This is a genomic window from Pantoea septica, from assembly GCF_002095575.1.
In the GTDB taxonomy this organism is placed as follows: domain Bacteria; phylum Pseudomonadota; class Gammaproteobacteria; order Enterobacterales; family Enterobacteriaceae; genus Pantoea; species Pantoea septica.
Map to the genome: position 1 here is coordinate 18,013 of NZ_MLJJ01000007.1, position 24,039 is coordinate 42,051.

Here is a 24,039-nt window from a genome sequence, read left to right on the forward strand (position 1 = left end):
TTTTGCTATCATGGCGCATCTTTTTTCCGGCGCACCCCACGCTGTCTTGTTTCAAGGATTCCGCCATGCAACCTCTTAGCGGCCCCGGTGCGCCGATGGGCGATCGTTCCACTGTCACGCCGTCAACCGGCGCGTCCCGTCCCGGCGCGACGCCTGGCGATCAGCCACTCTCGCCGGCCCAGCGCACCACGCTGGAACGCCTGATCGTGCGCATTATCTCCTTCAGCACCCTAAAAGCGCCTGAACTCTGGGCGGGCGTGCAGCGCGAAGTGGGGGTAAAAAGCGAGGCGGAGCTGCAGTCGCGCCATTTTCCGGCGGCGGAGCAGTATCTCAATAGCCGTCTGACGCAGGCGGAGACCGGACGCGCCACGCGCCAGCTGCTGACCCAGCTCACCGACCTGTTACCGCAGGGCAATAACCGTCAGGCGGTAAGCGATTTTATTCGTCAGCAGTTCGGCCAGACGGTGCTGAGTTCCCTGTCGCAGGATCAGCTGCGTCAGGTGCTGACCATGCTGCAGAACGGCCAGATGGCGATCCCGCAGCCGCAGCAGTCGCGTACCACCGACCGCACCCTGCTGCCCGCCGAGCACCAGACGCTGAATCAGCAGATCGCCCGACTGGCCGCCGCGACCGGCGAGTCCACCGGCAAGATCTGGGCTTCGGCGCTTAAGCTGGCCAACCTCACCAGCGGCGATCCCATTCCGTCGCGCCATTTCCCGCTTTTGACGCAATATTTGCAGGTGCGTCAGACGCTGAGCCAGCACAGCGCGCCTACTCTGCAGGTGCTCGAGGCCTCGCTGAAGCAGCCGCTCGACAGCAGCGAACGCCAGCAGCTGGAGGATTACAGCCTGCAGCGCTTCCAGGCGACGCCGCAGACGATGCTGACGCAGGCGCAGACTCAGGATCTGCTCAACCATCTTTTCGCGCGCCGCGCCGAAAGGCATCAGGAACAGCCGCTGGCCGCCAGCGCGCTGCGTCCGCAGCCAATCTGGGCGCCTTTTATCGCCGCGCTGCCCCAGCCGCTGGCGCAGCGCCCGATGCTGGGCATCGCCGCGGCGCTGATGGTCCTCTTCTTGCTGCTCTGGCTGGTGATCTGAGTGAGCCGCCGCGCGCTTCAGGCGCGGCGGGAAAAACGCCACGTAATGAAGATGCCCAGCAGCGCGCAGCAGGCGCCGGCCACATAGACGGAGCCGTAGCCAAGCGCGGTCGCCAACAATCCGGCCACCGGCCCGCTGGCGCCATAGGCGACATCCTGAAAGGCGGAGAACCCGCCCAGCGCCGTGCCGCGCACCTGCGGCGAAACACGTTTCACCACCTCCACGCCCAGCGCCGGGAAAATAAGCGAACAGCCGCAGCCGGTCAGCGCCGCGCCGATAAGCGCTATCCAGCCTTCGGTGGCGAAGGCTAACAGCAGCAGACCTGCCGCCTCCACCAGCAGCGAAATCAGCGCGACGCGGATGCCGCCGTGCCGATCCGGCGTGCCGCCGAACAGCAGACGCACCAGCACAAAGGCGATGCCGAACGCCGTCAGGGTAAAGCCCGCGTTGCCCCACTGCTGCGCGGCGAAGTAGAGCGAGGTGAAGGTGCCGATCACGGCAAAGCCGACGCCCTGCAGGGCCAGCGCGAGGCCCGGCTGGAAAATAGTGCGGATCACGCTGACCAGCGAAGGCCGCTCGCCGCCCACAGCCGGCACCGGCCGGATGCCGCTGTTGAGCGCCAGCGCCACCAGCGGCAGCGCCGCGGCCACCGCGCTCAGCAGCGCGAAGCCGCCGTGCTGATGCAGCAGCAGACCGAGCGGCGCGCCGGCCGCCAGCGCGCCGTAGATCGCCATGCCGTTCCACGACATGACCAGGCCGGATCGCTTCGCGCCCACCAGCCCCAGCCCCCACGTCAGGTTGCCGGTAAGCAACAGGCTTTCGCCGAAGCCGAGCAGCAGACGCCCCAGCGCCAGCAGCGCGAATTTAATCAGCGCCGGAGCCGGCAGCAGCGCGGCGGCGAGGTAGGCGACGCCCACCAGCACGATCGCCAGCATCCCCTGCTGGGTGGTGCGCTTCGCCCCGTGCCGATCGGCGCGGCGACCGGCAAAGCCGCGCGTCAGCAGGGTGGCGAAAAACTGCATGCCCACCGCGACGCCGACCATCACGTTATTCATGCCCAGCTCCTGATGCACATAGAGCGGAATAACCGGCAGCGCCAGCCCGGCGGTCAGATAGGTAATAAAGACGGCCAGCGAGGAGCAGGCCAGCGGCAAGGTAGAGGCGGCCTGCGGTTCTGTTGCAGTAGTGGTCATAACGGACGTAGCTCCCTGATGTCAAACGCGTCTGCACCCGGTCCACAAAAAGAAAAAGGGCCGGTCAGACCGGCCCTTTATAAAACATTTTTAGCAATTACGCCTGAAACTTACGCATCGTCAGGGTGGCGTTGGTGCCGCCGAAGCCGAAGCTGTTGGACATCACGGTGGTCAGCGCTTTTTCCGTCGGTTTAGTGACGATATTCATGCCTTCCGCCGCCGGGTCCGGCGTTTCGATGTTGATGCTCGGCGCGATAAAGCCGTGCTCCAGCATCAGCAGGGTGTAGATCGCTTCCTGTACGCCCGCCGCGCCCAGCGAGTGGCCGGTCATCGCTTTGGTGGCGGAGATAGCTGGCGTGTTGTCGCCGAAAACTTCACGGATAGCGCCCAGCTCTTTCACGTCGCCTACCGGCGTGGAGGTGCCGTGGCTGTTGAGATAGTCGATCGGCGTATCCACGCCGTGCATCGCCATCTTCATGCAGCGCACCGCGCCTTCGCCCGATGGCGCTACCATGTCCGCGCCGTCAGAGGTCGCGCCGTAGCCGACGATCTCAGCATAGATGTGCGCGCCGCGCGCCAGCGCGTGCTCCAGCTCTTCCACGACCACCATGCCGCCGCCGCCGGCGATAACAAAGCCGTCACGCTCGCTGTCATAGGTGCGGGACGCTTTTTCCGGCGCGTCGTTGTATTTGGTAGAGAGCGCGCCCATGGCGTCGAACTCGCACGCCATTTCCCAGCACAGCTCTTCGCCGCCGCCAGCAAAGACGATGTCCTGTTTGCCCAGCTGGATCTGCTCAACCGCGTTGCCGATACAGTGCGCGGAGGTCGCACAGGCGGAGCTGATAGAGTAGTTTACGCCGTGAATTTTAAACGGCGTGGCAAGACAGGCAGAAACGCCGGACGCCATCGCTTTGGTCACAACGTAGGGGCCGACTGCTTTCAGGCCGCGCGGGCTGCGCATCGCGTCAGCGCCGAACACCTGGAAGCGCGGTGAACCGCCGCCGGAGCCAGCGATCAGACCCACGCGCGGGTTGCTCTGATACTGTTCGTCGGTCAGACCGGAATCTTTGATCGCTTCTTCCATGGAGAGGTAGGCATAAATGGACGCATCACTCATAAAACGCACAATTTTGCGATCGATAAGGCCGGTGGTATCCAGTTTGACGTTACCCCAGACGTGACTACGCATGCCGGAATCCTTCATCTCCTGAGAGAAGGTAATGCCGGAACGGCCTTCACGCAGAGAAGCGAGCACTTCCTGCTGGTTATTACCAATGCTGGAAACAATCCCCAGGCCAGTAATCACTGCACGTTTCATTCAGTTGTCCTCATTCCACTTCTTTTTGGATTGACGTGCACTCTAGCTTACACTTGTACGCCGAACAAGTCCGATCAGCCATTTCCTTTTGTAAATTTGCGTCATGTGATACGGGTCGCTAAAATCGCGCCACTGCCTGAAAAATGAGCCTTTGCCGTGAAATTATCCCCGGTCGAACATGCCCAGCTAAGCTGGAATGAACAGGGTACACCTGTTTCCCGAGCCTTTGACGACGTCTATTTTTCCAATGACAACGGTCTGGAAGAGACGCGCTACGTGTTTCTCGGCGGCAACGATCTGCCCGATCGCTTCGCGCGTCATCCGCGCGATCTCTTTATCGCGGCGGAGAGCGGCTTCGGCACCGGGCTTAATTTTCTTATGCTGTGGCAGGCGTTCGACGCCTTCCAGCAGAGCCATCCCGACGCCGCGCTGCGGCGGCTGCACTTTATCAGCGTTGAAAAATTTCCCCTGACGCAGGCCGACTTAGCGGCGGCCCATCAGCGCTGGCCGACGCTTCGCCCCTGGGCCGAGCAGCTTCAGCGGCAGTGGCCGGTCGCCCTGCCCGGCTGCCAGCGTCTGCTGTTCGACGGCGGACGCGTAACGCTCGATCTCTGGCTCGGCGATATTAATACCCTTATAGAGACTTTTGATGACAGCCTGCACCGCCAGGTAGACGCCTGGTTTCTCGACGGTTTCGCGCCGTCGAAAAATCCCGACATGTGGACGCCGCGCCTCTTCGACGCCATGGCGAAGCTGGCCCGGCCCGGCGGCACCTTCGCCACCTTCACCGCCGCCGGTTTCGTGCGTCGCGGACTGCAGGAGGCAGGTTTTGAGGTCAAACGCCGCAAAGGCTTCGGCCCTAAGCGCGAGATGCTGTGCGGCACCCTGACGCACGCACCGGATCTGCCTGCCGCGCAGCCCTGGTTCGCGCGCCCTTCCGCGCGGGAAAAAGAGACGGCGATTATCGGCGGAGGCGTGGCGAGCGCGGTGCTGGCGCTCGCCCTGCTGCGCCGCGGCTGGCGCGTCACGCTCTACTGCGCCGACGAGGCTGCCGCGCTGGGCGCGTCGGGCAACCGCCAGGGCGCGCTCTATCCGCTGCTTAACCAGCACGATCCGGCGCTGGCGCGCTTCTTTCCTGCCGCCTTTAGCTTTGCGCGCCGGCTCTATGACGCGGCGCCGGTGAGCTATGAGCACTGCTGGAGCGGCGTACTTCAGCTCGGCTGGGATGAGAAAAGCGCCGACAAAATCGCGCAGATGCTGGCGATGGCGCTGCCGGCGGCGATCGCGCACGGCGTTACGCCTGAAGAGGCAGAGGCGCTGGCGCAGGTCGATCTCGGCGTCGGCGGCATTTTCTATCCGCACGGCGGCTGGCTTTCGCCCGCTGAACTCACCGCCGGCCTGCTGGCGCACGGTGAAACGCAAGGATTGCGCATCCACTGGCTGCATCGCCTGACGCAGCTCGCCCCGGCAGAACAGAGCTGGACGCTGCACTTCGACAACGGCAAAGCAGCGACGCATCAAAACGTGGCGCTGGCGACCGGCCATGCGCTCAGCGCCCTGCCGCAAAGCGCGCAGCTGCCGACCTACGCGGTTTCCGGTCAGGTGAGCCACGTGCCCAGCACGCCCGGCCTTGATGCGCTGCAAACCGTGCTCTGCTACGACGGCTATCTCACGCCAGTAAGCCCACAGTTCGGCACGCACTGCATCGGCGCCAGCTATCATCGCGGCGATACCTCCACCGCCTGGCGCGAAGAGGATCAACAGCAGAATCGCGCGCGGCTGCTCCACTCGCTGCCGGGCCGCCGCTGGGCGGAAAAAGTGGACGTCAGCGCGGGCGAGGCGCGCATCGGCGTGCGCTGCGCCACGCGCGACCATTTGCCGATGGCGGGCGCGCTGCCCGACTATGAGGCAACGCTGGCATGCTATCAGGATCTCGCCGGCCAGCGCGCGCGCGGCGAAGCTGTCGCCGAGGCACCGCATCACGCAGGTCTGTTCGTGCTGGGCGCGCTCGGTTCGCGCGGGCTGTGCAGCGCGCCGCTCGCCGCCGAAGCGCTGGCGGCTCAAATGAGCGGCGAACCGCAGCCGCTGGATAGCGAGACGCTGGCCGCGCTCAACCCGAACCGCTACTGGGTAAGAAAGCTGCTGAAAGGGAAAAAAGCGGGGAAATAGCACCGGGGCGGCAACAGGGCCGCCCCGCTGGATCAGGCGGTCTGACGCGCCTGCTGGAACAGATTGTCCCACATGCCCACCACCAGCACCTGGTCGCGCGGCGAGAGCTCGCCGGCGGCAATGGCGTTTTGCAGGCTGTTGGCGACCTGGACCTGCAGCGCTTCCGGCGTGTGGTCGCCCGACTGTTCGATTTCCGCGACCGCGAGGGTCAGGTGACCGCGCAGATAGCCGCTGGCAAACAGCTCGTCATCGCTGGCGTGATCGACCATATCGTCAATCAGGGCCAGAATACGCGCTTCAAATTCTGCGATCATCTCAATTCCTCTTTAATAATGTCTGCACTCATCACAGATCGTCTGGCCAGGGAAACTGTGCTGACGTCAGTGCAGGCGTGCCATAAAAGTCCGCCAGAGCGGCGATAAAACGCGCGGGCCGCGCAGGAATGCCGTTATCCAGATAAGACATGACCTGAGCATGGACCTTGCGCTGAAACGCGACGCGATCCGGCTCACAATCTCCATCGAGATTGTCACAGCTGACGTTGAACGGGAAGCCCGCCGCAACGCAGAACATCCACTCCAGCGCCTGCGGCTTAATCTCCACAGACTCGAACTGATTTTGCGTCTGAGCGTCGCGGCCATCCGGACAGTACCAGTAGCCGAAATCCACCAGCTTGCGCCGCGCCTCGCCGGCGATGCACCAGTGAGAAATCTCGTGCAGCGCGCTGGCGTAAAAGCCGTGGGCGAACACCACGCGATGCCACGGCGAACTCTCGTCTGCCGGAAGATAGATGGGTTCGTCGTCGCCTTTAATTAGACGGGTCTGAAACTCGTCGCGAAAGCAGCTATCGAAAATCGCGATCAGTTGTTCGTAATGGTGCGTCGTGTTCATGGTGTCATCGTAAAATCGGCGTCATTATCGCGGCGCCGAGAATGAATGTATTACAGCGTGGCGATCCACGCCAGCAGCGCGCTGCCGTGAGCGTCCCACAGCAGCTTCGCGCTCATTACCGCAGAAACGATCACCACCATCGGGCGGATCAGTTTCTGTCCGCGGCTCAGCACCAGCCTCGCCCCAAGCCGTGCGCCGCAGAAGGCGCCGAGCAGCATAATAAAGCCGGTTCCCCAAATCACTTTGCCGCCGAACATAAAGAACAGCAGGCTGGCGAAATTCGAGGTGAAATTCAGAATTTTGGCATGCGCGGTGGCTTTGGCGAGGTTAAAGCCGCAGAGCGTGACAAAAGCGAGCGCGTAGAAGGATCCGGCGCCCGGGCCGAAGAAGCCGTCGTAAAAGCCGACGCAGCCGCCGCCCACCAGCGCATACGGCAGCCCGTAAAGGCGACGCGCGCGATCTTCTTCGCCGAGGCGCGGCATCAGCAGAAACCACAGGCCGATGGCGATCAGCAGCAGCGGCAGCACCTGGCGCAACGCATCGGCGTTCAGGTGCTGGATCAGGATGGTGCCCAGCACCGCGCCGATAAAGGTCATGGCGATATTGAGCCGCTGCTCGCGCAGATTCACCGCGCCGCGGCGGATGAAATAGAGGCTGGCGGAGAACGAGCCGCCCACGGACTGCAGCTTATTGGTTGCCAGCGCCTGCGCGGGCGAGAAACCGGCCGCCAGCAGCGCGGGCACGGTAAGCAGCCCGCCGCCGCCGGCGATAGAGTCGATAAAGGCCGCCAGCACGGCGACCAGAAACAGTACCCCGACCACTATCGGGCTGACGACGAACCACTCCATGGAAATCCCTTATAAAAGATGTTTATCCAGCAGCGCCTGACACGCCTGCGGCAGCGGCGGCGGCTCCCGCTTCACCGGCGCGCCGCTGCCGGGTTTCTTCGGCAGGAACCAGCTCTCCAGCTCGGCGCCGCAGCCGTCGCCCGGCGGCGGTGCAGGCTGATCTTCACAGCCGATGCTGTTAGCCGGGCAGCGCAGACGCACATGCATATGGGCGCGATGCGCGAACCACGGGCGCACCTTGCGCAGCCAGTCGCGATCTGCGCCTGCGTCGGCGCAAAGCTGCTTTTTAATCGCCGGATTGACGAAGATACGCGTGACATCGTTATCTTTCGCCGCCAGCTTAATCAGGCTGTCGATCTCCGGCCGCCAGTGGCGCGCCACCACGCTTTTGTCATCCGCCGTCACCAGATCGAGCGGCTGCGGCTTCAGCAGCTGCTGCGCGCTCCAGCGGGTTTTCGGCAGCTGCAGCCAGATATCGACGTCGAGCCCGGTCTGATGGCTGGCGTGTCCGCTGCTGAAGCGCCCGCCCGCCGCCATGCCCATATCGCCAATCAGCACGTTGCCCAGCTGCAGGTTATGCACCTGGGCGCTGAGACGCTGAATAAACAGAATGAGATCGGGATGGCCGAAATAGCGCCGCTGATCCTGGCGCATCACCTGATAATCGGGTGCATTGAGCGGCAGCGCCTGTGCGCCGACGATGCAGCCGTTGGCGAAAGAGCCAATAGACTGCGCGCTGCCCGGGATCGGCTGCTGAATACGCTGCCACGGCGTCGCGGCCAGCCCTGAGGCGCTGAAGAGCAGCGCCGACATGAGAATAAGCAGTGATTTCATCGCGTCACCAGCGCGGCACGGTGCTGTTGACGTCTGCGTTCTGCGCGCGCTGGCGCAGCAGATGATCCATCAGCACGATCGCCATCATCGCTTCGGCGATCGGCACGGCGCGAATGCCCACGCAGGGATCGTGCCGCCCTTTGGTGATCATCTCCACCTCTTCGCCGCTGCGAGTGATGGTCTGGCCCGGCACGGTGATGCTGGATGTCGGCTTCATCGCCAGGTTGGCGCTGATGATCTGGCCGCTGCTGATACCGCCAAGGATGCCGCCGGCATGGTTGCTCTCGAAGCCGCTGGCGCGGATCTCGTCGCGGTGCTGGCTGCCTCGCTGGTTCACCACCGCAAAGCCGTCGCCGATCTCGACGCCTTTCACCGCGTTGATGCTCATCAGCGCATGCGCCAGATCGGCGTCAAGACGATCGAAAACCGGCTCGCCGAGGCCCGGCGGCACATTTTCCGCCATCACCGTGACTTTGGCGCCGATTGAGTCGCCCTCTTTTTTCAAGGCGCGCATCAGCTCGTCTAGCGCCTCCAGCTTGCTGGCGTCCGGACAGAAAAAAAGGGTTCTCTTCCACGATGCTCCAGTCTTTCAGCTCGCACGCCACGTCGCCGATCTGCGCCAGATAGCCGCGCACCACGACGCCATGCTTCATCTGCAGATATTTTTTGGCAATCGCGCCCGCAGCGACACGCATAGCGGTTTCACGCGCCGACGAGCGGCCGCCGCCGCGATAGTCGCGCAGGCCGTACTTCTGCTCGTAGGTGTAATCGGCGTGGCCGGGACGGAAGAGATCTTTAATCGCGCCGTAATCCTGCGAACGCTGGTCGGTATTTTCAATCAGCAGGCCGATCGAGGTGCCGGTAGTGACCCCCTCGAAGACGCCGGACAAAATTTTCACCTGATCCGGCTCGCGGCGCTGGGTGGTATAGCGCGAGGTGCCGGGACGGCGGCGGTCGAGATCGTGCTGGATATCCGCTTCGGTCAGCGGAATGCCCGGCGGCACGCCGTCAACGATGCAGCCCAGCGCGATGCCGTGCGACTCGCCAAAAGTGGTTACGCGAAAGAATTGTCCGATGCTGTTTCCGGCCATGGGGATTCCTTGTTACGAAGCGTTCGCTCAGTCTTTATAAATAGAGAAGTGATGTTGTGCGTCGACGATCTGCTGGCGCGTCAGCATAAAGACGCCGTCGCCGCCGTTGTCGAATTCCAGCCAGGTAAAGGGCACGTCGGGATACTGCTCGATCATATGCACCATGCTGTTGCCGACTTCGCAGATCAAGACGCCGTTTTCGCTCAGGTAATTTGGCGCGCAGGCGAGGATGCGGCGCACCAGCTTCAGGCCGTCGCTGCCCGCTGCCAGGCCGAGCTCCGGCTCGTGACGATATTCGTTCGGCAGATCTTCCATATCTTCCGCGTCCACGTAGGGCGGATTGGAGACGATCAGATCATATTTCACCGGCGGCAGCTCGCGAAAGAGATCGGCGCGAATCGGCGTCACATGATGGATCAAACCGTGATCCTCGATATTCTGCTCGGCGACCGCCAGCGCATCATAAGAGATATCCACCGCGTCGACTTCCGCTTCCGGGAAGGCCCAGGCGCAGGCGATAGCGATGCAGCCGCTGCCGGTGCACATATCAAGGATATGGCGCGGCGTCTCGGCGACCAGGCCGGCGAAGCGGTTTTCAATCAGTTCGCCGATCGGCGAGCGCGGCACCAGCACGCGTTCGTCGACATAGAACTCGTGGCCGCAGAACCAGGCTTTGTTGGTGAGGTAGGCGACCGGGATACGCTCGTTGACGCGGCGGATAACGCGCTCGACGATGCGGTGACGCTCGCTGGCGGTAAGGCGCGCGCTGCGCATATCTTCCGGAATATCCAGCGGCAGCCAGAGCGTGGGCAGGACCAGTTGCACCGCTTCGTCCCAGGGATTGTCGGTGCCGTGACCGTACCAGATCCCGGCGGCGGAAAAACGGCTGACCGCCCAGCGCAACATATCCTGAATGGTGTGCAGTTCGTTGACTGCCTCATCGACGAAAATTTTGTCCACGTAGCCCTCCGCAGGCCCAATTGCTAAATCGGCCGATAGTGTGCCATGAAGCCGGGGAGAATTCAGCGCAGCAAGGTGAAAAAGCTGACAATTAGCGGATCGGACGGTAAGGTAACGCCATTCGCTGTTTTCCAGCCTTATCAGACAAGATTCGCCTGCCATGAGTAAAAAAACATCTCTTAACGACGACGACAAAGCGTTGTTTCGCCAGCTAATGAGCGGCACGCGCAAAATAAAGCAGGATACCGTGGTGCATAAGCCCGCGGTGAAAAGCCGCGAGCTGCCGCTGAAGCGGTTAATCTCCGAACAGGTGGACAACAGCCACTACTTTTCCGACGAGTTTCAACCGCTGCTGGCGACCGAAGGCGCGACGCGCTACGTGCGCGCCGACGTCAGCCACTACGAGCTGAAAAAGCTGCGGCGCGGCGACTATACGCCGGAGATCTTCCTCGACCTGCACGGCTTGACGCAGCAGCAGGCTAAACAGGAGCTGGGCGCGCTGATCGCCGCCTGTCGTCGCGAGCATCTGTTCTGCGCCAGCGTCATGACCGGCCACGGCAAGCATATTCTCAAGCAGCAGACGCCGCTCTGGCTGGCGCAGCATCCGTACGTGATGGCGTTTCATCAGGCGCCGAAAATGTTCGGCGGCGACGCGGCGCTGCTGGTGTTGATTGAGGTAGAGGAGTGGCAACCGCCCGAGCTGCCTTAAGAAGGGATGGGCCGTCTGCGCGGCCCGCGGGCGTTATATGGCTTTCGCCAGTTTAGAGGGGCTGACCTGCCACAACAGCTTGCCTTCGCAGCTGGCGGGATCGAAATCGACGCAGGCGATGGCGGAGGTGGCGAACATCGGCGGCGCTTCCTGCGGGCAGAGCTCTGAAACCAGATAGCCGACCAGCGGCAGATGCGAAATCACCATCGCCGATTTCACGCCCTGATTTCCCAGCGCCTGCAGATAGCAGGCCACGAGCCCGGGATCGCCGCCAGGCGTCAGCTCCGGCAAAATCTCCTGCCCTTCCGGCAGTTTTAACGCTTCGCGTACCGTCGCCAGCGTCTGCTGGGCACGAAGATAGGGACTGACCAGCACACGTTCTACATCCACCGTCTGGCTGTTAAGCCAGCTCGCCATCTGGCGTGATTCATCACAGCCGCAATGGGTGAGAGGTCGGACCGAATCACTGGCGGCTTCAAGAGCAGCATCGCCGTGACGCATGATAAAAACTTGCATAAAGCACCGCTGTTGTTTGTCGATATCGCCCGACGCGGAAGCGTCTGACTCTTCATTCTGCGAATGAACGCTGTGTTGTACCCCAATGACTTGAGTATAGTCAACCGGTTGTTTATTAAATAAGCGCTTCTCAGAATCGTGCCGCGCCGCCTGCTCTGACGGCGCTTTTCTAACCCGCTGAATCGGTGCGGATATTCCATTCGGTCAGGAAATGTAAAATTTCCTCTCCTGCTGTTCCGCCGCCAGCAGCGCCTCGCACGGAGCAAAGCGCTCGCCATATTGCTGCATTAAGGCGCGTAATGTTTGTACGATATTCGCTGCGCCGCGCTGGTCAATATAGCGGAACGGCCCGCCGAGAAACGGCGGAAAACCGATGCCGAATACCGCGCCGACGTCTCCATCGCGCGCGCTGCGGATCACGCCTTCGTCGAGACAGCGCGCCGCCTCGTTCAGCATCATCATCATACAGCGCTCGGCGATTTGCGCTTCGCTCAGCTTCATCGCGGGCTGCACGCCAAGCAGCGGATAGATGGCCGGATCGGGCTTTTTGCCGCCGCGCCGACCGCCGCCATAAAGGTAGAAGCCTTTGCCGTTTTTACGCCCTTTGCGATCGTCCTTCAGCACCGCCTCAAAAGCGGCTGGCGCGGCGAATCGCTCGCCCCAGGCCTGCTGCAGCACCGGCGTGATCTTGCTGCCGACGTCGATGCCCACTTCGTCCAGCAGCTGTATCGGACCGACGGGAAAGCCCGCCCGGACCAGCGCACGATCGATATGCTCCACCGGTTCGCCCTCCAGCAGGCAGCGCATCGCTTCATTTATATAGGGCGCGAGAATGCGATTCACATAGAAGCCGGCGCGGTCCGCCACGACGATGGGCGTTTTGCCCTGCTTTTTCGCCAGCGCGACGGTGGTGGCCAGCGTCTGCTGCGAGGTGCCGGCGTGCGGGATCACCTCTACCAGCGGCATCTTTTCCACCGGGCTGAAGTAGTGCAGGCCGATAACGTTTTCCGGCCGCTGCGCCTGCGCGGCGATATCCGCGATCGGCAGCGATGAGGTATTCGAGGCGAAAATGGTGTCCGGCGCGCAGTGGCTTTCCACTTCGCGCACCATCTGCTGTTTGAGCGGCAGATCTTCGAACACCGCCTCAATCACCAGATCGCGTTGCGCGAAGCCCTGATAATCAGTGCCGCCGGTCATACGCGCCATCTGCTGCTGGCGCTGCGCCGCGCTGATATGACGTCGTTTGACCTTTTTACTCAGGCCTTCCCAGCTCGCTTTCAGCGCATGGTTGACGCCCTGCAGGTGAATATCTTTGATGCGGACCGGCAGCCCGGCGTTGATCGCCGTGACGCTGGCGATGCCGCCGCCCATCAGCCCGCCGCCCAGTATGCCGACCTGCCGCAGCGTGCGCGGCTCGGCTGCGGCGCCGGTCTCTTTTTTTATCGCCGTGCTGGCGAAGAACAGGCTACGCAGCGCGGCGGATTGCGGCGTCATCGCCAGTTCGCCGAATGCGCGCGCCTCCGCCCGATGCCCCGCTTCGCTGCCCTGCTCGATGCCGATGCGAACCACGTCGATAATGCGCTGCGCGGCCGGATAGTTGCCGTGCGTTTTGCGCGCGGTTTCGCGCTGCGCCAGCGCAAAGAGCGCGTGGCGCGCCAGCGGCGCCTGCATTACGCGATCGCGCAGCGGCAGTTCGCGCGCGGCATGCCTGCCCTTCAGCACGCGCGCCACTGCGGTTTCCAGCAGGATCGCCTGCGGCACCGCGTCATCCACCAGCCCCATTCTGCGCGCCTGCTTCGCCCGCAGGGTTTTGCCGGTGAGTATCAGCGGCAGCGCCTGCCGCAGCCCGACAAGCCGCGGCAGGCGCTGGGTGCCGCCCGATCCCGGCAGCAGTCCCAGCTGAACCTCCGGCAGACCGAGCCGGGTTTTATCATCCAGGCTACAGATGCGCGCATCGCAGGCGAGCGCCAGCTCCATCCCACCGCCCAGGCAGGCGCCGTGGATCGCCGCCACGACCGGAAACGGCAGCGCCGCGAGCGCCGCCATCGCTTCCTGGCCTTGTCGCGCCAGCGACTCCGCCTGCTCGGCGCTGCGGCAGTCGGCGATCATGCTGATATCGGCGCCAGCGATAAAATTGTCAGGCTTGCCGGAGATAAGCACCAGGCCGGCCAGCTGCGTATCGCGCCGCGCCTCGTCAATTACCGCCGTCAGCTGCTGCGCGAAGGCGGCCCGCAGCGTATTCATCTTTTCGCCCGGCACGTCGATGACGATAACGCCGACGTGATCCGGCCGCACCTGTAAAGAGAAAGCGTTCTGCTCCATTATTCCGCCTCCAGAACCATGGCCGCGCCTAAGCCGCCTGCCGCGCAGGCGGTGACCAATGCCAGCCCACCGCCGCGACGTCGCAGCTCATGCAGTGTTTGGGTAATCATGCGCGCGCCGGTGGCGGCGAAAGGGTGGCCGTAGGCGATAGAGCCGCCGAGCACGTTGAAGCGCGCCTCGTCGACCTCGCCCAGCGCCTGCGGGCGGTTAAGTTTTTCCTGCGCGAAACGTTCGTCGTTGAAGCACTGCAGGTTGCAAAGCGTCTGGGCGGCAAAGGCTTCGTGCATATCGATCAGCGTCAGATCGCTCAGAGCGACGCCGGCGCGATCCAGCGCCAGCGGCGAGGCGTAGGCGGGACCGAGCAGCATGTCCTGCTGCACGTCGATAGCGGTAAAGGCGTAGCTGCGCAGATAGCCCAGCGGCGGAATGCCTAGCTCGCGCGCGCGTCCTTCGCTCATCAACACGACCGCCGCCGCACCGTCGGTAAGCGGCGTGCTGTTGGCCGCCGTGACGCTGCCGTGCTGGCGGTCGAACGCCGGCCGCAGCCGCGCATAGTCTTCGATTTTTGCCGCCATGCGCACGTTGTTGTCCTGCTCAATGGGCGCTTTCCACGGCGGCGCGAAAGCGGGCATCACCTCCTGCTGCAGCACGCCGGATTGCCAGGCGCTGGCGGCGTGCTGGTGCGACCGCAGCGCCAGCGCATCCTGCGCCGCGCGGCTAATGCCGTGCGTTTTCGCCATCTGCTCCGCCGTATCGCCCATGCGCAGGCCGGTGGAGTACTCGGCGACGGCAGGCGGCACCGGCAGCAGATCGCGCGGCCGCAGGCGACGCAGAATCTGCGCTTTCTGCCCCAGGCTGCGCGCTTTGCTGAGATCGAGCAAGGCGCGCGCCAGGGTTTTGCTGACGCCGATCGGCAGCACAGATGAGGAGTCCGCGCCGCCCGCGATACCCGCGCGGATGGTGCCCGCCATCAAGCTTTCCGCCACGTTGGCGACCGCCTGAAAGCTGGTGGCGCAGGCGCGGCTGACGCTGTAGGCGTCGGTATGCACGCTCAGCCCGCTGCTGAGCACGATTTCCCGCGCGATATTGGGCGCTTCCGGCATCTGGATCACCTGGCCGAACACCAGCTGCTCTATCGCGTCGACCGGCAGTTCGCTGCGCGCCATCAGTTCGCTTACCACCATCCGGCCCAGCTCCACGGCAGGAATGCCATGAAAGCCTGTCGCCTGACGCAGGAACGGCGTGCGAAGTCCGTGAGTAATGGCGATGCGATCGCCCGCACGCGTCAGCAACGGCTGCGCTTTGCTCATCTGTTTCACCTGTGAATGTTGACCGGGCGTCATTGCCCTGAGAGGTCTGACCTGATCCACAGTGTTAACGACAAGCGGGCGCGCCGCCAATCAGGAAAGAAAAAAAGTGCGAGGGGAAACACGAAAATAGAGAACGCCGTTAAGCAACGGCGTTCAGTGGCTTAGCGCAGGCCCAGCTGAAAAATCAGCGTTTCGGCCTGGCAGGCGAAGGTGAAATCGATATTCAGCTGCACGCCGTTATCGCGCTCTTCGAAGCGGGCGTCGATCTGACAAGGGTCCGACTCTATCTGTCGCGCTTTTTCCGTCAGGCTCGCCAGTTTGGCCTCGGCCTCGCTGCGCTGCGCGAACCACTCAGACCAGCTGGCAGTGCAGTCGCTGTTATCCATCACGGTGCCGACATCCACGCAACAGCAGGCAGCGGTTTCATTAGCGCTGCATTTATTCATGGTATTGGTCATTGCGTTCTCCTGGGAATAAATCTGTGAGCGATCTGGATTAACGCCCGGAATTTTACGCTTCCGGTTTAAAATGCGCTATGTCAGACGCGCTAAGTGACGAATATCACAATAAAATTTGATCCAAAACAAATTAGAGTCGGTATGCTAGGCGCTGCTCCGCTCTTTTTGTTAAGCGTATCGAAATTTTGCAGATCAATTCAGAAATATTTTAAAAACAATATTGCAACATATACACAGGTCAGACCTATACTTGCCGCACTGGTCTGATTTGTCAGCTTCTGGTCAGTCCCTACAATCCGCCGACCCTTGTTACGCGATGTAACAATTACAGTTTAATAATAATTCACATGAGGTTGTGGTCATGAGCCATAAAAACCTGTTCGCAAAGTCAGCCGTGGCGGCTGCAGTGGCGCTTGTCTCTTCACACGTATACGCAGCGGGCTTTCAGCTTAACGAATTCTCCTCTGCCGGTCTGGGTCGCGCCTATTCCGGCGAAGGCGCGATGGGCGATACCGCCGCCTCTGCCAGCCGCAACCCGGCGACCATGGCGCTGATGGATCGTCCGATGTTTTCTGTCGGCGCGGTCTTTATCGATCCCGATGTCGATATTACCGGCAACAGCCCGACCGGCCGCAGCCTCGACGCCAGCAATATCGCGCCGACACAGTGGGTGCCTAATATTCACTATGTGCAGCCGATTAACGATCAATGGTGGATCGGCGCGTCCGCAACCTCAAATTATGGTCTGGCGACGGAATTCAACGACGGCTATACCGCTGGCGGCTACGGCGGCAAGACCGATCTGATGACCGGCAACCTTAACCTCAGCACCGCCTATCGTCTTAACGAGCACTTCAGCTTCGGCGTCGGCTTCGACGCGGTTTACGCGCGCGCCAAGATTGAGCGCTACGCGGGCGAAGCAGGCGCGGCGCTCGGCATTCCCGCCGATACTCAGGTAGCTCATCTGAAAGGCGACGAGTGGGGCTACGGCTGGAACGCGGGTATCTTGTACGAGGTGGATAAAAATAACCGCTTTGGCCTGAGCTATCGCTCGGAAGTGAAGGTCGATTTCGACGGCGACTATAAGAGCAGCCTGCCGACCTCAATTAACCGCATCAATCAGGCAGCCAATTTAGGTCTTCCTTACGCCACCGGCGGTTCCACCATTCCGGGCGCGCTGACGCTGAACCTGCCGGAGATGTGGGAAATCTCCGGCTGGCATAAAGTGGCGCCGCAGTGGGCAGTGCACTATAGCATGGCCTACACCAGCTGGAGCCAGTTCCAGGAGCTGAAAGCCACGGGTTCCAGCGGTCAGACTCTGTTCTATAAAGATGAGAGTTTCAAGGACGCTTACCGCATCGCGCTGGGCACCACTTACTATTACGATCAGAACTGGACTTTCCGTACCGGCATCGCCTTTGATGACAGTCCGGTTCCGGCGGACAAGCGTTCTATCTCCATTCCCGATCAGGATCGTCTCTGGCTGAGCGCCGGCGCTTCGTATGCCTTTAACGACGACGCTTCGGTCGATGTGGGCGTCTCTTATATGCACGGCCAGCACGTCACGGTGGAAGAAGGTCCCTATACCTTTAACTCGGTGGGCAAAGCCTGGCTGTACGGCGCGAACTTTAACTACAAGTTCTGATGCTGAGGTTGGGATATAAAAATGGCGACCCCTGGGTCGCTATTTTTAATGGTATGCACTAATCGTAAAACGCGCGTGGCATGGGCAGAAGAGCAAAGCGTCCCGCGCCAGGGATGGCGCGGGCCGAGCTGGCAGGGATGCCGCTTTTTGCGTCTTTGCGATCGGCCCATGCCACGCGCGTAGGCACCTTAGCTGAAAAAAATGGCGACCCCTGGGTCGCCATTGCTATTTTACCGCCGTTACTGCGCGTCGATATCTTTAAGATCGTCCTGAATCGCGCTGGCGTTCGGGTTCTCTTCCGGCTTAAGACGGCCGCCGTTCGCCAGGAAATCATGACGCTGGAAATAGGCGTTGCGAATAAAGGCGTAGGGATCCGACTGCTGCTTAAGCAGCGCATCCGAATCAAGCAGCTGCGCGCGCGTCTCAACCCCTTCCAGCGTCCACTTCGCGATAGACATCGGCCAGGTCAGCCAGCCCAGCACCGGATAGAGCGTATCGACGTAGTCGCCGCCATCCTCGCGGATGGTGAAACTGCCGTAGGCCGGCAGCTCCACGTAGGGACCGTAGCCGACGCCGTAGTGGCCGAGCGTGCTGCCGAAACGGTGCGGCACTTCACGCGCCAGCTCCGGGTTCGCCTTGCCCGCCACGTCGATAAAACCACCCAGACCCAGAATCGAGTTCAGGAAGAAACGGGTGAAGTGAATCCCCGCCTGGCGCGGCTCGCCGACCAGAATCGAGTTCACCATGCTGGCCGGCTCTTCCAGGTTGCCGAGGAAATTGCTTAAGCCCGTACGCGCCGGCACCGGCACGTAGTCGCGCCACGCCACCGCGACAGGACGCAGCACGTAAGGATCCAGCACGTTGTAATTAAAGTTGAACATCGTGCGGTTGAAGCCTTCAAGCGGATCGCTGCGCTGCGCAGGCGCCTCGCTGTCCGGCTTAGAGCTGGCGCATCCAGCCAGAATGACGCTGGCCAAAACCAGGCTGGTCAGGCGGTAAGCCATTGTTATCTCCCTGTGCGGTTTAATAGGGTATCGCTTCAGGGCTGCTGTTGATTGATCTCTACAGCCATGTGCTGATGACCATCCCAGGGCGTCACCGCGCTCAGACCAAACCAGTCGCCGGATTGGGGACTGGCGTTGCCGTCGCGGGAAATACGCACCCGAACCTGCACCTGATGCTGCGCCGAAAGCAGGCGCTCCGGCATCATGGCGTTGCTGTCATCCAGCGTAAGCGATAACGGAAAGTGGCTCAGCGGCAAGCGCTTAACGGCCACGGGCACCGGTGAAACACCGTCAGAAACAGAAATATACATGACTCCGCCCGGCGGTAACATTTTTTCTGCCTCCGGCGTTAGCGTCACCGTCAGCGCCAGCTGCGTATTCTGCTGACCGGCGTCGGTTTTTGCTTGTTCAATGCTGCGCTCGATCATCGCGCGGCGGCGATCGTCGGCCGGGATCTGTTTCAGCATAGCCTGCCAGCTGCTAATCGCCTCGTCATACTGCTGCTGTTCATAGGCGTTAAACGCCAGCAGGCCGAGCGTGCGCAGGTTGCCGCCCTCTTCTTTCAGCATATCTCGCAGCATCAGGCCCGCCTGACGGTTATCCTGCGGATCGCTGGAGCGGGTCAGCACTTCAGCATAGTCCTGTTTCAGGGCGAGGTTGTTGGGCGCGAGCTGCAGCGCATGCTCGAACGCCTGGCTGGCGATGGCGGCATTGTTGAGCACCATGCCGAGACGTCCCAGCATGGTCCAGTCGTTCAGGTTGTCCGGCTGCGCCTGCAGCGCGGTGCGCAGCCCAAGCTGGAGTCGCGCCAGCTCCTCCATGGTCAGCGGCTTCGCCTGCGGATCCATCACCCGCGCGCGCAGCGCCGGATAATCCTGCTGCACCTGCATCCATCCGGCGACCTGCGTCAGGCCGCCGCTTTTCAGATAGAAGCCGAGCGACACGGCAATCAGCGCTACCACGCCGGGCAGCAGCGCCAGACGGCTGCTGGCGCGCGACGGCGCGGCGTTCTGCGGCGGAATATCGGTCAGCAGCGTCTGCTGCAGCTCGCTCACCATGGTGGCGCGCTCGCCGATAACGCCCTGCGCCTCATCCTCTTCCAGCTCGCGCAGGCGCTGATGATAGAAGTCGGTATTCAGGCGATCGCGATCCGCCTCGCTCGCCTGGCGCTGACGCCAGCCCGCGCCGAGAAACAGGGCGCTGGCAGCCGCCAGCAGAATAATAATGCTTATCCACAAAGCGCTCATTTCAGCTTCCCGTCGCGTTTCAGTATCGCCGCAAGGCGCTGTTGATCGGTATCGTCCAGCTCACTGCGCGTTTTTCGCTGGCGGCTGCGCAGAACGATCACCAGCCCGCCGAGCACGGCGAACAGCGCCGGGCCGACCCAGAGGATCAGCGTCGACGGCGTCACCGGCGGCTCATAGGTGACGAAATTGCCGTAGCGCGCCACCATATAGTCGATGATTTGCTGGCGGCTCTGGCCCTGCTTCATCAGCTCATAGACTTTAAGACGCATATCCGCCGCGATCATCGCATTTGAGTCGGCGATGCTGTTGTTCTGACATTTCGGACAGCGCAGCGAGGCGGTGAGATCGCGGTACTGCTCTTCCTGCGCCACGGAGTCGAACTGGTAAGTGTCGATCGCCGCCCACAGGCTGACGCTGAACAGCAGGCCGCAGAGCATAAAAAACAGGCGCTTCATACGCCCTCCTTGCTGTATTTCCGCCACAGCGGCAGCACTTCCTGCTGCCAGACGCGCGCGTTGAGATCGCCCGCGTGGCGGTAGCGGATAATGCCGTTGCCGTCGATCAGGAAGGTTTCCGGCGCGCCGTAGACGCCCAGATCCAGCCCAAGCATGCCGTCGCCGTCATAGAGGCTGAGCGCATAGGGGTTGCCCAGCGTATTGAGCCAGGTCACCGCTTTGGTGCGATCGTCTTTATAGTTAAGGCCCACGACGCGAATGCCCTGCTCCGCCAACTGGTTGAGATATTGGTGCTCGGCGCGGCAGGTCGGGCACCAGGTCGCCCAGACGTTCAGCAGGATCGGTTTGCCGTCGTTGAGGACTTTCTGGTCGTAGATCTTGCCGGGCCGATCGAGCGCTTCCAGCTTAAACAGCGGCACCGGCTTGCCGATCAGCGCCGACTCCAGGCGGGTTGGATCGTCGCCGCCGGCGTTGCGCGACAGCTGCCACAGCAGCGCCGCCGCCAGCAGCAAAAACAGGATCAGCGGAATAAAGAGAATTTTCTTGTTCATGCCCGTTCCTCACGCGCGGCTTTTTTCCGCGAGCGGTAGCGCGGATCGAGCAGGCACAACAGGCCGCCGACCGCCATAAAGACGCCGCCGAACCAGATCCAGCGCACAAAAGGTTTGTAGTAAATGCGCACAGCCCAGGAGCCGTTGTCCAGCTCTTCGCCCAGCGCGGCATAGAGATCGCGCGTGAAGCCGCCGTCGATCGCCGCCTCGGTCATCATGGTGCGCGCCGCGGTGTAGAAACGTTTTTCCGCGTGCAGCACCGCTTCCGGCTTGCCGTCGCGGCTGACGTCGATGATGCCGACGCCGCCGCTGTAGTTCGGCCCCTGCAGGTTATGCACGTCGCGGAACACGAAGTGGTAGCTGTGAATATCAATACTGTCGCCCGCTTTCATGCGCACGTCGCGCTCGACGCTGTACTGGGTGCTGAAGGCGATGCCGATCACCGTGACGCCGACGCCGATATGACCCAGCACCATGCCCCAGTGGCTGCGCGACAGATGGCGCAGGCCGCGGAAGAAAGAGTGACGGTGAGTGGCGCGCTCGTGCAGCTCCATCAGCGTCAGCACCAGGATCCACACCGACATCAGCAGTCCCACTACCGTCATCGCCTCAATGCGATCCTGCAGCAGCCAGGGCAGCAGAATCGCGCTGGCCAGCGTCACCACCAGCGCCAGCGCCAGACGCTTCCACAGTTTCTGCGGCTCGTCGCGACGCCAGCGCACCAGCGGCCCGATGCCGAGCATCAGCGCGAAAGGCGCCATCAGCCAGCTAAACATGGTGTTAAAGAAAGGCTCGCCTACGGAGATGCTGCCGAGGCCGAGCTGCTTGTGCACCAGCGGCAGCAGCGTGCCGAGCAGCACCACCAGCATGGCGGCGATCAGCAGCACGTTGTTGCCGAGCAGGAAAGATTCGCGCGACCAGGTGTCGTTCTGCACGCGGCTGCGCACCTGCCCGCCCTTAATGGCGTAGAGCAGCAGCGAGCTGCCGATCACGATCACCAGGAAGGCGAGGATAAACATGCCGCGCGCCGGATCCGAGGCGAAGGAGTGCACCGACACCAGCACGCCGGAGCGCACCAGAAAGGTGCCGAGCAGGCTGAGGGAAAAGGCAGTGATCGCCAGCAGCACCGTCCAGGCTTTAAAGGTGCCGCGCTTTTCCGTCACCGCCAGCGAGTGCATTAGCGCGGTGCCAGCCAGCCAGGGCATAAAGGAGGCGTTCTCGACCGGATCCCAGAACCACCAGCCGCCCCAGCCGAGTTCGTAATAGGCCCATGCTGAGCCGAGCACGATGCCGATGGTCAGAAACACCCAGGCCGCCGTGGTCCAGGGCCGCGACCAGCGCGCCCAGGCAGTATCCAGCCGCCCCGCCATCAGCGAGGCGATGGCGAAGGCGAAGGCCACCGAGAAGCCGACGTAGCCCATATAGAGCAGCGGCGGATGGAAGATCAGGCCGATATCCTGCAGCATCGGATTGAGGTCGCGCCCGTCGATGGGGAAGTCCGGCAGCGTGCGGGTAAAGGGATTCGAGGTGAGAATAATAAACAGCAGAAAGCCGAGATTGATCATGCCCATCACCGCCAGCACGCGCGCCAGCGCATCCTGCGGCATGCCGCGACTGAAAATCGCCACCAGCAGCGTCCAGCTGCTGAGCAGCAGCACCCAGAGCAGCAGCGAGCCTTCGTGCGCGCCCCAGGTCGCGGCGATGCGGTAATAGACCGGCAGCAGCGTGTTGGAGTTAGCGGCGACGTAGCCGACGGTAAAGTCGTTGACCACGAAGGCGTGCACCAGCACGAGGAACGCCCCGGCGATGCAGAGGAACAGGCCGCTCGCAAGCGGACGCGCCAGCCCCATCAAACGCGCGTCCTGGCGCACCGCGCCCCACAGCGGATAGACGCTCAACAGCAGCGCGACGCCCAGCGCCAGGCAGAGCAGAAAACTTCCAACTTCTGGCATCATGACTGAGTTCTCGCCTGTTCCGCCAGCGCCTGCGGGCTCTTGTGATTCTTCTTCATCGCATCCTCGATTTCCGGCGGCGTATACTTCTCGTCATGCTTCGCCAGCACCTCTTTGGCGTTGACCAGGTTGCCCTCTTCCAGCACGCCCTGCGCAACGACGCCCTGCCCTTCGCGGAACAGGTCCGGCAGAATACCTTCGAAGCTGACGCTGACCACGCCGTTAGCGTCGTAAAGCTTAAAGGAGACGGCCAGCGTATTCGGGTCGCGCTTCACGCTGCCCGGCATCACCATGCCCCCGACGCGCAGACGCTGCCCCGCTTCCGGCTTCTGATGATCCTCGCCTTTGCCATAGAGGATTTCGCTCGGCGTGTAAAACAGGTCGATATTGGAGCGCAGCGCATACATAACCAGCGACGTGGCGAGGCCCAGCCCCACCAGGATCGCCACAACAACGTACAGGCGCTGACGACGACGGGTATTCACATTGGATCTCCTGCCGCTTCACCGGCGGCTTGTTTCATTTTCGCCGAACGGATACGGCGCTCCCTGGACTGACGCTGGCGGATCTCAGCCAGCAGACGACGGCGCTGCAGCAGCGTATGCAGCAGCAGGCCGCCAAGCGGAATAAGCGTGCAGATCACCGCCAGCCAGACGTAAAAGGCGTAGCCGCCCATGGCGAAAAAGGCGGAGAGGGAAGAGAAAGCGGGCGTCATGCTTTACGGCCTCCGTTGGCGAGATTCGCCACCCAGGGACGATGACGTTCGGTGTAGAGGATCAGGTTGCGCAGGCGCATCAGCGTCAGCGTGACGAACAGCAGCAGGTAGCCGAGAATCGCCCAGCGCAGCGGCGTGCGCATGCTCGGCGCGATCGCCTGCTGGAGAATGCCTGACGAGCCCTGATGCAGGGTGTTCCACCACTGCACCGAGAAGTGAATGACTGGCAGATTGACCACGCCGACCAGGATAAGAATGCCGGCCGCGCGTCCCGCCGTGCGGCGGTCGTCAAACGACTGATAGAGCGCTATCACGCCCATATAGAGGAAGAGCAGCACCAGCTCCGAGGTCAGGCGCGCGTCCCAGATCCACCAGGTGCCCCACATCGGCTTGCCCCAGGCGGAGCCGGTGATCAGGGCGATAAAGGTAAAGACCGCGCCGACCGGCGCCATCGCCGCAGAGACCAGATCCGCCATCTTCATCTGCCATACCAGGCCGATAAACGCGGCGACCGCCATCGCGGCGTAGACGCCCATCGACCACATCGCCGCCGGAACGTGGATATACATAATGCGGAAACTATCGCCCTGCTGATAGTCGGCCGGCGCGAAACCAAAGCCCCAGATCCAGCCGAGCAGCAGCGTCGCCGCGCCCGCCACGGCAAACCAGGGAATTAAACGCCCGCAGAGCTGATAAAGCCGCTCCGGCCTTCCCAGCTGATGTAACCATTTCCACATGTTGCATTGCTCACAGG

General features: G+C 62.3%; 23 protein-coding genes and 1 pseudogene. 4 read left to right on the forward strand and 20 right to left on the reverse strand.

Translation table 11 applies throughout. From position 1 onward, the window contains the following. Nucleotides 1-65 precede the first annotated feature (65 nt). Nucleotides 66-1,097: a flagella biosynthesis regulator Flk gene (flk, locus tag HA46_RS05245; RefSeq protein ID WP_084882536.1), complete on the forward strand. Its 1,032-nt coding sequence runs from the start codon at nt 66-68 to the stop codon at nt 1,095-1,097. A 17-nt stretch (nt 1,098-1,114) separates the two neighbouring features. Here flk and HA46_RS05250 read toward each other — a convergent pair whose 3' ends face one another. Together HA46_RS05250 and fabB are read right to left on the reverse strand one after the other, a co-directional pair. Beyond that, nucleotides 1,115-2,290, reverse strand: a complete 1,176-nt coding sequence (locus HA46_RS05250; protein WP_084882542.1) for an arabinose transporter — start codon at nt 2,288-2,290, stop codon at nt 1,115-1,117. Between the two features lie 97 nt (nt 2,291-2,387). Beyond that, nucleotides 2,388-3,608 (reverse strand): beta-ketoacyl-ACP synthase I, encoded by a 1,221-nt coding sequence (fabB, locus tag HA46_RS05255; protein ID WP_033750590.1) that lies wholly within the window; start codon nt 3,606-3,608, stop codon nt 2,388-2,390. 156 nt (nt 3,609-3,764) lie between these two features. Here fabB and mnmC point away from each other — a divergent pair, with 156 nt between their 5' ends. Then, nucleotides 3,765-5,777, forward strand: a complete 2,013-nt coding sequence (gene mnmC / locus HA46_RS05260) for a bifunctional tRNA (5-methylaminomethyl-2-thiouridine)(34)-methyltransferase MnmC2/FAD-dependent 5-carboxymethylaminomethyl-2-thiouridine(34) oxidoreductase MnmC1 (RefSeq protein WP_084882546.1) — start codon at nt 3,765-3,767, stop codon at nt 5,775-5,777. A gap of 32 nt (nt 5,778-5,809) precedes the next feature. On the opposite strand, the gene HA46_RS05265 is transcribed toward mnmC, so the two are convergent. The 6 genes and pseudogenes from HA46_RS05265 to prmB form a co-directional block, all read right to left on the reverse strand. Beyond that, nucleotides 5,810-6,091, reverse strand: a complete 282-nt coding sequence (locus HA46_RS05265) for a YfcL family protein (protein ID WP_033791671.1) — start codon at nt 6,089-6,091, stop codon at nt 5,810-5,812. A gap of 31 nt (nt 6,092-6,122) precedes the next feature. Further along, nucleotides 6,123-6,668, reverse strand: a complete 546-nt coding sequence (locus tag HA46_RS05270) for an elongation factor P hydroxylase (protein ID WP_033791672.1) — start codon at nt 6,666-6,668, stop codon at nt 6,123-6,125. Nucleotides 6,669-6,718: 50 nt separating this feature from the next. After that, nucleotides 6,719-7,516: a sulfite exporter TauE/SafE family protein gene (locus HA46_RS05275; protein WP_084882550.1), complete on the reverse strand. Its 798-nt coding sequence runs from the start codon at nt 7,514-7,516 to the stop codon at nt 6,719-6,721. 9 nt (nt 7,517-7,525) lie between these two features. Further along, on the reverse strand, nt 7,526-8,350 hold the full coding sequence (mepA, locus tag HA46_RS05280) for a penicillin-insensitive murein endopeptidase (RefSeq protein ID WP_084882553.1): 825 nt from the start codon (nt 8,348-8,350) through the stop codon (nt 7,526-7,528). Nucleotides 8,351-8,354: 4 nt separating this feature from the next. Next, a pseudogene (gene aroC, locus HA46_RS05285) lies at nt 8,355-9,441 on the reverse strand (chorismate synthase). A gap of 27 nt (nt 9,442-9,468) precedes the next feature. Further along, nucleotides 9,469-10,401, reverse strand: a complete 933-nt coding sequence (gene prmB / locus HA46_RS05290) for a 50S ribosomal protein L3 N(5)-glutamine methyltransferase (RefSeq protein ID WP_084882556.1) — start codon at nt 10,399-10,401, stop codon at nt 9,469-9,471. A gap of 160 nt (nt 10,402-10,561) precedes the next feature. Here prmB and smrB point away from each other — a divergent pair, with 160 nt between their 5' ends. Next, a complete protein-coding gene (gene smrB, locus HA46_RS05295; RefSeq protein ID WP_033791677.1) occupies nt 10,562-11,110 on the forward strand; it encodes an endonuclease SmrB in 549 nt (182 codons plus the stop codon). A gap of 33 nt (nt 11,111-11,143) precedes the next feature. On the opposite strand, the gene sixA is transcribed toward smrB, so the two are convergent. The 4 genes from sixA to HA46_RS05315 form a co-directional block, all read right to left on the reverse strand. After that, nucleotides 11,144-11,626, reverse strand: a complete 483-nt coding sequence (gene sixA / locus HA46_RS05300) for a phosphohistidine phosphatase SixA (RefSeq protein WP_084882560.1) — start codon at nt 11,624-11,626, stop codon at nt 11,144-11,146. Between the two features lie 204 nt (nt 11,627-11,830). Next, nucleotides 11,831-13,948, reverse strand: a complete 2,118-nt coding sequence (gene fadJ / locus HA46_RS05305; RefSeq protein WP_084882564.1) for a fatty acid oxidation complex subunit alpha FadJ — start codon at nt 13,946-13,948, stop codon at nt 11,831-11,833. Beyond that, entirely contained in the window at nt 13,948-15,258 is a 1,311-nt protein-coding gene (gene fadI, locus HA46_RS05310) for an acetyl-CoA C-acyltransferase FadI (protein ID WP_084882567.1), read from the reverse strand. The genes fadJ and fadI overlap by 1 nt, the downstream gene beginning before the upstream one ends. A gap of 161 nt (nt 15,259-15,419) precedes the next feature. Further along, nucleotides 15,420-15,716, reverse strand: coding sequence for a YfcZ/YiiS family protein (locus tag HA46_RS05315; RefSeq protein WP_084268179.1), 297 nt, complete (start codon nt 15,714-15,716; stop codon nt 15,420-15,422). 361 nt (nt 15,717-16,077) lie between these two features. On the opposite strand from HA46_RS05315, the gene fadL reads away from it, so the two are divergent. Continuing rightward, a complete protein-coding gene (gene fadL / locus HA46_RS05320; RefSeq protein WP_084882571.1) occupies nt 16,078-17,361 on the forward strand; it encodes a long-chain fatty acid transporter FadL in 1,284 nt (427 codons plus the stop codon). Nucleotides 17,362-17,600: 239 nt separating this feature from the next. Here fadL and mlaA read toward each other — a convergent pair whose 3' ends face one another. Genes mlaA through HA46_RS05360 form a run of 8 tightly spaced genes read right to left on the reverse strand, consistent with a single transcriptional unit; the run spans nt 17,601 to nt 24,022 of the window. Further along, nucleotides 17,601-18,365 (reverse strand): phospholipid-binding lipoprotein MlaA, encoded by a 765-nt coding sequence (gene mlaA / locus HA46_RS05325; RefSeq protein ID WP_033750623.1) that lies wholly within the window; start codon nt 18,363-18,365, stop codon nt 17,601-17,603. 35 nt (nt 18,366-18,400) lie between these two features. After that, nucleotides 18,401-19,612: a c-type cytochrome biogenesis protein CcmI gene (ccmI, locus tag HA46_RS05330; RefSeq protein ID WP_084882574.1), complete on the reverse strand. Its 1,212-nt coding sequence runs from the start codon at nt 19,610-19,612 to the stop codon at nt 18,401-18,403. Further along, nucleotides 19,609-20,067 carry a cytochrome c-type biogenesis protein gene (locus HA46_RS05335; RefSeq protein ID WP_033791684.1) on the reverse strand — a complete coding sequence of 153 codons (459 nt, stop codon included), beginning with the start codon at nt 20,065-20,067 and terminating at the stop codon, nt 19,609-19,611. The genes ccmI and HA46_RS05335 overlap by 4 nt, the downstream gene beginning before the upstream one ends. Continuing rightward, entirely contained in the window at nt 20,064-20,618 is a 555-nt protein-coding gene (locus tag HA46_RS05340) for a DsbE family thiol:disulfide interchange protein (protein ID WP_033750630.1), read from the reverse strand. The genes HA46_RS05335 and HA46_RS05340 overlap by 4 nt, the downstream gene beginning before the upstream one ends. Further along, the gene (locus HA46_RS05345) at nt 20,615-22,573 is read right to left on the reverse strand and encodes a heme lyase CcmF/NrfE family subunit (RefSeq protein WP_033791685.1); all 1,959 of its coding nucleotides are present in this window, start codon (nt 22,571-22,573) and stop codon (nt 20,615-20,617) included. Before HA46_RS05345 ends, HA46_RS05340 begins: the two co-directional genes overlap by 4 nt. Next, complete coding sequence (gene ccmE / locus HA46_RS05350) at nt 22,570-23,055, reverse strand: cytochrome c maturation protein CcmE (protein ID WP_033750634.1); 486 nt, start codon at nt 23,053-23,055, stop codon at nt 22,570-22,572. Before ccmE ends, HA46_RS05345 begins: the two co-directional genes overlap by 4 nt. Further along, nucleotides 23,052-23,285, reverse strand: a complete 234-nt coding sequence (ccmD, locus tag HA46_RS05355; RefSeq protein ID WP_033791687.1) for a heme exporter protein CcmD — start codon at nt 23,283-23,285, stop codon at nt 23,052-23,054. Before ccmD ends, ccmE begins: the two co-directional genes overlap by 4 nt. Then, on the reverse strand, nt 23,282-24,022 hold the full coding sequence (locus HA46_RS05360; RefSeq protein ID WP_084882578.1) for a heme ABC transporter permease: 741 nt from the start codon (nt 24,020-24,022) through the stop codon (nt 23,282-23,284). The genes ccmD and HA46_RS05360 overlap by 4 nt, the downstream gene beginning before the upstream one ends. Nucleotides 24,023-24,039 lie beyond the last annotated feature (17 nt).

Bases quoted from the DNA above. Each gene is read 5' to 3' on its own strand.
- flk (WP_084882536.1), top strand. From the start codon at position 66: ATGCAACCTCTTAGCGGCCCCGGTGCGCCGATGGGCGATCGTTCCACT.
- HA46_RS05250 (WP_084882542.1), bottom strand. From the start codon at position 2,290: ATGACCACTACTGCAACAGAACCGCAGGCCGCCTCTACCTTGCCGCTG.
- fabB (WP_033750590.1), bottom strand. From the start codon at position 3,608: ATGAAACGTGCAGTGATTACTGGCCTGGGGATTGTTTCCAGCATTGGT.
- HA46_RS05265 (WP_033791671.1), bottom strand. From the start codon at position 6,091: ATGATCGCAGAATTTGAAGCGCGTATTCTGGCCCTGATTGACGATATG.
- HA46_RS05270 (WP_033791672.1), bottom strand. From the start codon at position 6,668: ATGAACACGACGCACCATTACGAACAACTGATCGCGATTTTCGATAGC.
- HA46_RS05275 (WP_084882550.1), bottom strand. From the start codon at position 7,516: ATGGAGTGGTTCGTCGTCAGCCCGATAGTGGTCGGGGTACTGTTTCTG.
- mepA (WP_084882553.1), bottom strand. From the start codon at position 8,350: ATGAAATCACTGCTTATTCTCATGTCGGCGCTGCTCTTCAGCGCCTCA.
- smrB (WP_033791677.1), top strand. From the start codon at position 10,562: ATGAGTAAAAAAACATCTCTTAACGACGACGACAAAGCGTTGTTTCGC.
- sixA (WP_084882560.1), bottom strand. From the start codon at position 11,626: ATGCAAGTTTTTATCATGCGTCACGGCGATGCTGCTCTTGAAGCCGCC.
- fadJ (WP_084882564.1), bottom strand. From the start codon at position 13,948: ATGGAGCAGAACGCTTTCTCTTTACAGGTGCGGCCGGATCACGTCGGC.
- fadI (WP_084882567.1), bottom strand. From the start codon at position 15,258: ATGAGCAAAGCGCAGCCGTTGCTGACGCGTGCGGGCGATCGCATCGCC.
- HA46_RS05315 (WP_084268179.1), bottom strand. From the start codon at position 15,716: ATGACCAATACCATGAATAAATGCAGCGCTAATGAAACCGCTGCCTGC.
- fadL (WP_084882571.1), top strand. From the start codon at position 16,078: ATGAGCCATAAAAACCTGTTCGCAAAGTCAGCCGTGGCGGCTGCAGTG.
- mlaA (WP_033750623.1), bottom strand. From the start codon at position 18,365: ATGGCTTACCGCCTGACCAGCCTGGTTTTGGCCAGCGTCATTCTGGCT.
- ccmI (WP_084882574.1), bottom strand. From the start codon at position 19,612: ATGAGCGCTTTGTGGATAAGCATTATTATTCTGCTGGCGGCTGCCAGC.
- HA46_RS05335 (WP_033791684.1), bottom strand. From the start codon at position 20,067: ATGAAGCGCCTGTTTTTTATGCTCTGCGGCCTGCTGTTCAGCGTCAGC.
- HA46_RS05340 (WP_033750630.1), bottom strand. From the start codon at position 20,618: ATGAACAAGAAAATTCTCTTTATTCCGCTGATCCTGTTTTTGCTGCTG.
- HA46_RS05345 (WP_033791685.1), bottom strand. From the start codon at position 22,573: ATGATGCCAGAAGTTGGAAGTTTTCTGCTCTGCCTGGCGCTGGGCGTC.
- ccmD (WP_033791687.1), bottom strand. From the start codon at position 23,285: ATGACGCCCGCTTTCTCTTCCCTCTCCGCCTTTTTCGCCATGGGCGGC.
- HA46_RS05360 (WP_084882578.1), bottom strand. From the start codon at position 24,022: ATGTGGAAATGGTTACATCAGCTGGGAAGGCCGGAGCGGCTTTATCAG.